The organism is Streptomyces sp. 150FB (assembly GCF_000818195.1).
Classification (GTDB): Bacteria; Actinomycetota; Actinomycetes; order Streptomycetales; family Streptomycetaceae; genus Streptomyces.
The window spans coordinates 5,522,988-5,531,754 of record NZ_JTHL01000001.1 but is presented as its reverse complement, the minus strand read 5'-3'; the positions used below and the strand labels follow the sequence as shown (position 1 = coordinate 5,531,754).

Here is an 8,767-nt window from a genome sequence, read left to right as displayed (position 1 = left end):
CACCGGTATTCCGCGAGCAGATGACGGCGTGCGAAGAGGCACTGTCGCCGTTCGTGGACTGGTCACTCTCAGCGGTGGTACGCGGAGAGGAAGGTGCGCCCGGGTTCGACCGGGTCGATGTCGTCCAGCCCGTCCTGTTCGCAGTCATGGTCTCGCTCGCCGGACTCTGGCAGTCGTACGGTGTCGAACCGGGCGCCGTAGTCGGGCACTCGCAAGGCGAGATCGCCGCCGCATGCGTCGCCGGGGCCCTGTCGTTGGACGACGCCGCCCGGGTCGTCGCACTACGCAGCAAAGCCCTGGGCGTGCTGGCAGGACGCGGCGGAATGGTGTCCGTCGCGCTCGCGGTCGAGGACGTTCGGCCCTTGCTGGGCGAGCAGTTGTCCGTGGCAGCGATCAACGGGCCACTGTCGACAGTCATCTCCGGTGACACGCAAGCCCTCGAAGAACTTCTCACCTCCTGCGAAGCCCAAGGAGTACGGGCCCGACGCATCCCGGTCGACTACGCCTCACACTCCGCGCACGTCGAAGAAATCCACCAGGAACTGCTTGAACTCCTGGAGCCGGTGCGCCCTCGGACCGGCCGCATCCCCTTCTACTCAGCAGTCACCGGTGCCGTACTCGCCGGCTCGGCACTCGACGCGCAGTACTGGTACACCAACCTGCGCCAGACAGTCGACTTCCACGCAGCAACACAGGCCCTGCTGGAAGACGGCTTCGACATATTCATCGAGACCAGCGCCCACCCCGTACTGACCGGATCCGTCGAAGAAAGCATCGAAGAAGCAGACACCTCCGCAGTCGCACTCGGCACCCTCCGACGCAACGAAGACGAGCAACGACGGGTCCTGCTCTCGCTCGGTGAGGCGTTCGCGGCAGGCGTTCCGGTTGACTGGACCGTTCTTCCGGGCACCCCGGGCCGTCGGGTCGACCTGCCGACGTATGCGTTCCAGTCGGAGCGGTACTGGCTGGAGCCGGTACCGGGCGGGGCGACCGATGCGACAGGCCTGGGCCTGGACGGGCTCGGCCACGGACTGCTCGGCGCGATGGTTCCCGTACCGGACTCCGACGGCATCCTGCTGACGGGCTCGGTCTCCTTGCGCTCCCACCCCTGGCTCGCCGAGCACGCCGTATTCGGAACGGCGCTCCTTCCCGGAACCGCCTTCCTGGAGATGGCACTGCGAGCCGGTGCCGAGGTCGGTGCGGGCGCCGTCGAGGAACTGGTGCTGGAGGCACCACTGCTGCTGGATGAGAACGATGTGCGGCTGCATGTCAGCGTGGCCGGTGCGGACGAGTCCGGGCATCGGGCGGTCGTCGTACGCTCGCGCACCGATCAGGAGTGGACCGTCCACGCGCGCGGAGTCGTGGCGCCGCCCCTGGACGCCGAACCGGCTGCGCCGGTGGACGCCTGGCCGCCGGCGAGGGCGGAGAAGGTGGACGTCTCGGCGCTGTACGAGGAGTTCGCCGCAGCCGGTTACGACTACGGGCCCTTGTTCCAGGGGGTCCGGGCCGTCTGGCGCCGGACCGGCGAGGTCTTCGCCGAGGTTGAAGTGCCTCAGGGCGACGGTGACGGATTCGCCATCCACCCCGCCCTGCTGGACGCCGCGTTGCACTCGCTCGTACTCATCGACCCGGACGCCAACGGAATCGGAGAACCCCGGCTGCCGTTCTCCTGGACCGGAGTATCCCCGGTCTCCCCCGGTACCACTGCTCTGCGGGTACGACTGACCGTCGCGGACGACGGGGGCGTGTCGCTGTTGGCGGTGGACACCACGGGCCGGCCCGCCGTATCGGTGAAGTCGCTGGCCCTGCGGCCGGTCAGCGCGCAGCAGTTGCGGGCCGGTCGGCAGGAGGACCTGTACCGGCTGGACTGGCAGCCCATGCCGACCGGGCCGGTGCGGACGGTCGCCGACCGCTGCGTCGTCCTGGGACCGGACCTCGAACTGGCAGGCCTCGGAGACTCCGTCCCCGAGGTCCTCGTCGCGCCCTTCACGGCCGACGGGGTATCGGTGGACCGTCTCGCGGACCAGGCACGGACGGCCACGCGGCGCGCACTGACGCTGCTCCAGCAGTTCCTGTCCGACCAGCGCTTGGCTTCGTCACGGTTGGTGTTCGTCACCCACGGTGCAGTGGCCGTACGACCAGGTGACGACGTTGCCGACCTCGTGAACGCCCCGGTATGGGGCCTGGTGCGGTCCGCGCAGCGCGAACACCCGGACCGACTCTGGCTGGTGGACGGCGCCGACAATGCGCTCGCCGCAAGCCTCGCTGCCACAGGCCAAGAACCACAACTGGCCGTGCGTGACGGTGCTGTGCTCGTTCCCCGCCTCGTAGGCCACAGCACGCCCACCCCCGCCCCCGAAACGACCTTGAGCTACGCCGGAGAGACAGGCACCGTCCTGATCACCGGCGGCACCGGCACCATCGGCGCCCTGCTGGCACGACACCTGGTCACCGAGCACGGCGTACGCCATCTGCTGCTCACCAGCCGACGCGGCCAGCAGGCACGCGGGGCAGACGAACTCGCCGCCGAGCTGGCGGCGTTGGGCGCGCGGGTGACCGTCGCGGCATGCGATACGGCCGACCGCGAGGCGCTGGCCGCCGTACTGGCGGGGATCCCACAGGACCAGCCCCTGACCGCGGTGATCCACGCGGCGGGCGTCCTGGACGACGCCCTGGTCACCGGGCTGACACCCGACCAACTGGACCGCGTCCTGCGCCCGAAGATCGACGCGGCCCTCAACCTCCACCACCTCACCCAGGACCACCACCTCAACGCCTTCGTCCTCTTCTCCTCGGCGGCCGGTGTACTCGGCAGCCCCGGGCAGGGCAACTACGCGGCGGCCAACGCGTTCCTGGACGCCCTCGCGGCGCACCGGGCCGCCAACGGGCTCCCGGGGCAGTCCCTGCCATGGGGGCTGTGGAGCGAACGGAGCGAGCTGACGGCGTCCCTCTCGGAAGTAGGACGCGGACGCGCGGAACGTTCGGGTCTGCTCGGCCTGTCGTCCCCGGAAGCGCTGGCCCTCTTCGACGCCGCCGGGCGCTCCGGCGAACCGGTGCTTGTGCCGATCCGCCTCGACCACGCGGCACTTCGGCGCCACGACGTACCGCCGGTGCTGGCGTACGAGGCTCGGCGTCCCGGCCGCGCCGGGTCGGGGCCCGCGCGGTCAACGAACGTATCCATCCGGGAACGTCTGCTGGCGCTGCCCGAAGAGGAACGCCAGGCGGCTCTGCTGGACCTCGTCCGCACCCATGTCGCCGCGGTGCTGGGTCATGCCACCACCGGCTCGGTGTCGGCGGAACGCGCTTTCAAGGAGCTGGGCTTCGACTCGCTCACCGCTGTGCAGTTGCGCAACCAACTGTCCGCCGCTACCGGTACGAAGCTCCCGCCGACCGTGGTGTTCGACCACCCCACTCCGGTGGCCCTCGCGGCACACCTCGGCGAACAACTCTTCGACGACGGCAGGGATCCGGACTCGGTCGCCGTACTGGCGCAACTCGACCATCTGGAAGCGGCGTTGCTCTCCTCCATGCCCCGGCTTTCGGACCCGGAGCAGGTGTCGTCCCGGCTGCGCGCACTGGCGGCGAAAGTCGCGGGAGCCGACGACGGCAGCGCGGACATCGACCAGGAAATCGCCGCGGCCACGGCTGACGAGCTGCTCGGCCTCATCGACAAGGAATTCGGCTCCGTGTGACGCGGACGGTTCGAGGCGATGGGTGGCACTTCCTACGTGATCTTGGAAAGGCGATGGGCAAGCCGATGGCAGAGCAGGAAAAACTCCTCGAGTACCTGAAGCGGATGACGGCCGACCTCCGGCAGGCGAACCAGCGGCTCAGCGACGTCGATACGAAGGCGCACGAGCCGATCGCCATCGTGGGGATGAGCTGCCGCTTCCCCGGCGGGGTGCGTTCGCCCGAGGATCTGTGGCAGTTGGTCGCCACCGGCTCGGACGCGATTTCCGGATTCCCCTCCGACCGGGGCTGGGATCTGGACGGCCTCTACGACCCGGATCCGGAAGCGCGCGGGAAGGTCTACGCGCACAAGGGTGGATTCCTGCCCGACGCCGCCGAGTTCGACGCGGGGTTCTTCGGGATCTCGCCGCGTGAGGCGCTCGCGATGGACCCGCAACAGCGGTTGCTGCTGGAGACCTCGTGGGAGGCCGTCGAGCGGGCGGGCATCGACCCGGCGTCGCTGCGCGGCAGCCGTACCGGCGTCTACATGGGCCTGATGTACCACGACTACGCCCTCCACGTGTCCGGCGTACCCGAGGAGGTGGAGGGCCACCTCGGCACCGGCACCGCGGGCAGCATCGCGGCCGGACGCATCGCGTACACCTTCGGCCTGGAGGGTCCCACTCTCACGGTTGATACGGCGTGTTCGTCGTCGTTGGTGACCCTGCACCTGGCGGTGCAGGCGTTGCGGCGCGGTGAGTGCTCGATGGCGCTGGCGGGCGGGGTGACGGTGATGTCCTCCCCGGCGGCGCTCCTGGACTTCAGCCGACAGCGCGGGTTGTCCCCGGACGGCCGGTGCAAGGCGTTCGCCGAGGAGGCGGACGGCACCGGCTTCGCGGAGGGCATCGGCGTTCTGGTGGTGGAGCGTCTGTCGGAGGCCGAGCGGCTGGGGCATCCGGTGCTGGCGGTGGTACGGGGCAGCGCGGTCAACCAGGACGGCGCCAGCAACGGACTCACCGCGCCCAACGGGCCGTCCCAGCAACGAGTGATCCGACAGGCCCTGGCCGACGCACGGCTGAACACAACAGACGTCGACGCCGTCGAGGCACACGGGACGGGGACCCGGCTGGGCGACCCGATCGAAGCACAGGCCCTCCTCGCGACCTACGGTCAGGATCGGCCCGCCGAACAGCCCCTGCTCCTGGGGTCGTTGAAGTCCAACATCGGGCACGCGCAAGCAGCAGCGGGCGTCGGCGGGGTCATCAAAATAGTGATGGCCCTGCGACACGGCGTACTGCCCAAGACACTGCATGTGGATACGCCGACCTCGCATGTGGACTGGTCCACCGGCGCCGTCGAGTTGCTGACCGAACAGCGGGCCTGGCCCGAGCTGGACCGGCCCCGCCGCGCTGCCGTCTCCTCCTTCGGACTCAGCGGCACCAACGCCCACGTCATCCTGGAACAGGTCTCCACCCCAGAACCGGGAGCCATCCCCCGCAGACCGCAAGGACCGCACACACCACACACGCTCCTGCCCTGGGTGCTGTCGGCGAAGACGGAAGCTGCGCTGCGCGCGCAGGCGGACCGCCTGCACACCTTCGTCACCGAGCGCCCCGAACTCGATTTGGTCGATGCGGCGTACTCACTCCCGCGTCGCCGCACAGGCTTCGAGCACCGCGCCGTGGTGGTGGCCGGTGACCGCGCCGAGTTGCTGTCCGGTCTCGCCGCGCTGGCCGCCGGGGAGCCCGCTTCGCACGTCGTGCGCGGCGTACGCGGTGACGGGAAGCTGGCCTTCCTGTTCACCTTCCAGGGCAGTCAACGCCTGGGCATGGGGCGCGAGTTGCACGCCGCCTTTCCGGTATTCGCGACGGCCTTCGACGAGGTCTGCGGCGAGCTGGACCGGCATCTCGACCGGCCGCTGAAGGACATCGTCTTCGCACCCGAAGGCAGCCCCGAGGCCGCGTTGCTGGCCGAGCCGGAGTACGGCCACCCGGCGGTGTTCGCGCTGGAGGTCGCCCTCCACCGGCTGATCGAGCACTGGGGAATCCGCCCCGACGTGGTCTTCGGCGGCTCCAACGGTGACTCGGCCGTACTGCATGTGACCGGGGCGCTGACCCTGGCGGACGCGGCGGCCTTCGTCACCTCGCGCGGCCGGCTGCTCCAGCAGACACCGCGAGGCGGCACGATGGTCGCCGTCGAGGCGTCCGAGGAGGAGGTCCGCGCCTCCCTGCACGGCCGTACCGGCACGGTGGACGTCGCCCTGGTCAACGGCCCGCGCCAGGTGGTGATTTCGGGGGACGAGGAAATCGTCGCGCGGATCGGCGACGAGTGGCAGGCCGCCGGTCGACGGACCCACCGGATGTCCTTCGGCAGGGCGTTCCACTCGGCCCGCATGGACCCGGTCGTGGACCCGTTCGTGGAGGCGGTCCGGGCGCTGGAGTTCCGGCAGCCGCGCATCCCGGTGATCAACTGCCTGGACGGCCGGCTCGCGGATCCCGCCGAGCTGTGCTCGCCGGACTACTGGGGCCGCCATGTCCGGGGCGCCGTCCGCTTCTTGGACGGCATGCGCACCCTGGAAGCCGACGGTGTCAGCACCTACCTGGAACTCGGTCCGGTCGCCATGCAGTCCCTGATGGGACGCGAGTGCCTCGCCGAGGACAGCGAAGCGGTGCTGGTGCCCACTCTGCGCGAGGGACGCCCGGAGCCCGCCACCCTGCTGACCGCCCTCGCCCATCTGTACGTACAGGGAGTCGAGTTCGACGCCGACGCGTTCTTCGGCCACCTCGGCCCGCGCCGCGTCGAGCTGCCGACGTACGCCTTCGAGCGCGCGCACTACTGGCTCGCCGGTTCGCCCGACGCCACGGGGGCCGCCCGGCCGGCCGACCTGGGCCTCGGCGCGGCCGACCACCGGTTGCTGGGCGCCGCTGTGTCAGTGGCCGGAGCCGACGAACTGCTGCTCACCGGCCGTCTGTCGTCGCGCACCCACCCGTGGCTCGCGGACCACGCGGTGGCGGGCACGGTGCTGCTGCCAGGTACCGCCTTCATCGACCTGGCGCTCCACGCGGCCGAGCTGTCCGGCTGCCGGCTGATCGAGCAGTTGACCCTGGAGTCCCCGCTGATCCTGCCCGAACAGGGCGGCGTCCAGATCCAGTTGGCGGTCGGCGCCGCCGACGCGGCGGGCCGGCGCGGCCTGACCGTCTTCGCCAGGACCGACGACGCCGTAGACCGGCCGTGGACCCGGCACGCGGCCGGCACCCTGGCCACCGACCCCGGAGAGCCCGGCTTCGACCTGGCCGACTGGCCCCCGAAGGGCGCCCGTCCGGCCCCGGTGGAGGCGCTGTACGACGATCTCGCCGCCGCCGGACTCGACTACGGCTCCGCCTTCAGGGGCGTACGCGCGGCCTGGCGGCGCGGGACCGAGGTCTTCGCCGAGGTCGAGCTGCCAGAGGAGCCGGTCGACGGTTACGGCCTGCACCCCGCGCTCCTCGACAGCGCCCTGCACGCCTGGAGTCTTGCCGGTCCTGCCGGTCCTGCCGGTCCTGCCGAGTCCGACGGGCCGCGCCTGCCGTTCCACTGGTCGGGTGTGCGGCTCTTCGCGACCGGCGCGCACGCCCTGCGGGTACGGCTCGCGCCCAGTGGCGCGGACGCGATGTCGCTGGCGGTGGCCGATCCGACGGGGCTTCCCGTGGCGTCCGTGGAGTCGCTGGTGCTGCGGCCGGTGAGGGACGGGGCGCTGCGCGCCTCGGCCACGGCGGACGCGCTGTACCGGCTCGACTGGGTGCCGACCGACACGGCGGAGCCGTTGGCGCCGGGCAGTCAGGTCGGCGTCGGATCCGCCGAGGACGACCGCTACCCCTCGCTGGCGGCCCTGGCGGACGCCGTCGACGCCGGGGCGGCCGTGCCGGACGTGGTGGTCGTACGCGAGCAGCCGGCGCTCGGCGACCTGCACGAGGCGGTCCACCGCACGCTGGAGCTGCTCCAGGCGTGGCTGGCCGACGCGCGCTTCGCCGCCACCCGTCTGGCCGTTGTCACCAGCGGCGCGACCGGCGAGCAGGTCACCGGCCCGTCCGGCGCGGCGCTGCACGGCCTGGTGCGCTCGGCACAGACCGAGCACCCGGGGCGGTTCGTCCTGGTCGACACCGACCGTCCGGGCGATTCGCTCACGGCCGCTGTGCTCGGCGCCGAGCCGCAGTTCCTCGTACGCGACGGAGCGTGGTCGGTGGCCCGGCTGGCGCGGTCGGCGCGGACCGAGGCGAGCGCCGTCGAAGCGAGCGCCGACGAGGCGAACACCGTCGAAACGGCCTTCCCGCCGGGCGGAACCGTCCTGGTCACCGGCGGTACGGGCACCCTCGGCGCGGCTGTCGCCCGGCACCTGGTGGCGGCGCACGGCGTCCGGCATCTGCTGCTGACCAGCCGCCGGGGCCCGGCGGCCGAGGGCGCCGACGCACTGGCGGCCGAACTCGGCGAGCTGGGCGCCACGGTGTCGGTCGTCGCCTGCGACGTCGCCGACCGGGCAGCGCTCGCCGACGTCCTGGCCGGGATCCCCGCCGAGCACCCGCTGACCGGCGTGGTGCACGCGGCGGGGATCGTGGCCGACGGGCTGGTGGAGTCCCTCACCCCGGAGCAGGCCGACGCGGTGCTGCGCCCCAAGGCGGACGCCGCGCTCCACCTCCACGAACTGACGCGGGGGCTGGACCTGGCGCAGTTCGTCCTGTTCTCCTCCGCCGCCGGTGTGTTCGGCGGCGCCGGACAGGGCGCGTACGCCGCGGCCAACGCCTTCCTGGACGGCCTGGCCGCCCACCGGCGCGCTGCCGGGCAGCCGGCGCTGTCGCTCGCCTGGGGGCTGTGGGCCGAACGCAGCGGTGTCACCGGCCACTTGGCCGAGGCCGATCTCGCCCGCATCGAGCGGGCCGGCTTCGCCCCGCTCTCCGTCGACGAGGGACTGGCCCTGTTCGACGCCTGCCTCGGCGCCGACCGTGCGGCCCTGCTCCCGATGCGTCTCGACACCGCCCCTCGCGCCGGACGGGAGGTGCCGCCCCTGCTCAGCGGGCTGGTACGCACACTCCGCCCGGCCGCGCGGGCGGCTGCCGGGCCCGGC

The 8,767-nt window shown here is 71.8% G+C and carries 2 protein-coding genes and 1 pseudogene; all 3 read left to right on the top strand.

The annotated features are described in order from the left end of the window. A pseudogene (locus QR77_RS50030) lies at positions 1 to 971 on the top strand (acyltransferase domain-containing protein); the annotation flags it as partial. Then, positions 966 to 3,692 (top strand): type I polyketide synthase, encoded by a 2,727-nt coding sequence (locus QR77_RS23780; RefSeq protein ID WP_347359823.1) that lies wholly within the window; start codon positions 966 to 968, stop codon positions 3,690 to 3,692. The pseudogene QR77_RS50030 and the gene QR77_RS23780, both read left to right, overlap by 6 nt. Before the next feature lie 65 nt (positions 3,693 to 3,757). After that, positions 3,758 to 8,767 (top strand): type I polyketide synthase (locus QR77_RS23775; RefSeq protein ID WP_150130579.1); only part of this gene is annotated, 5,010 nt, incomplete at its 3' end.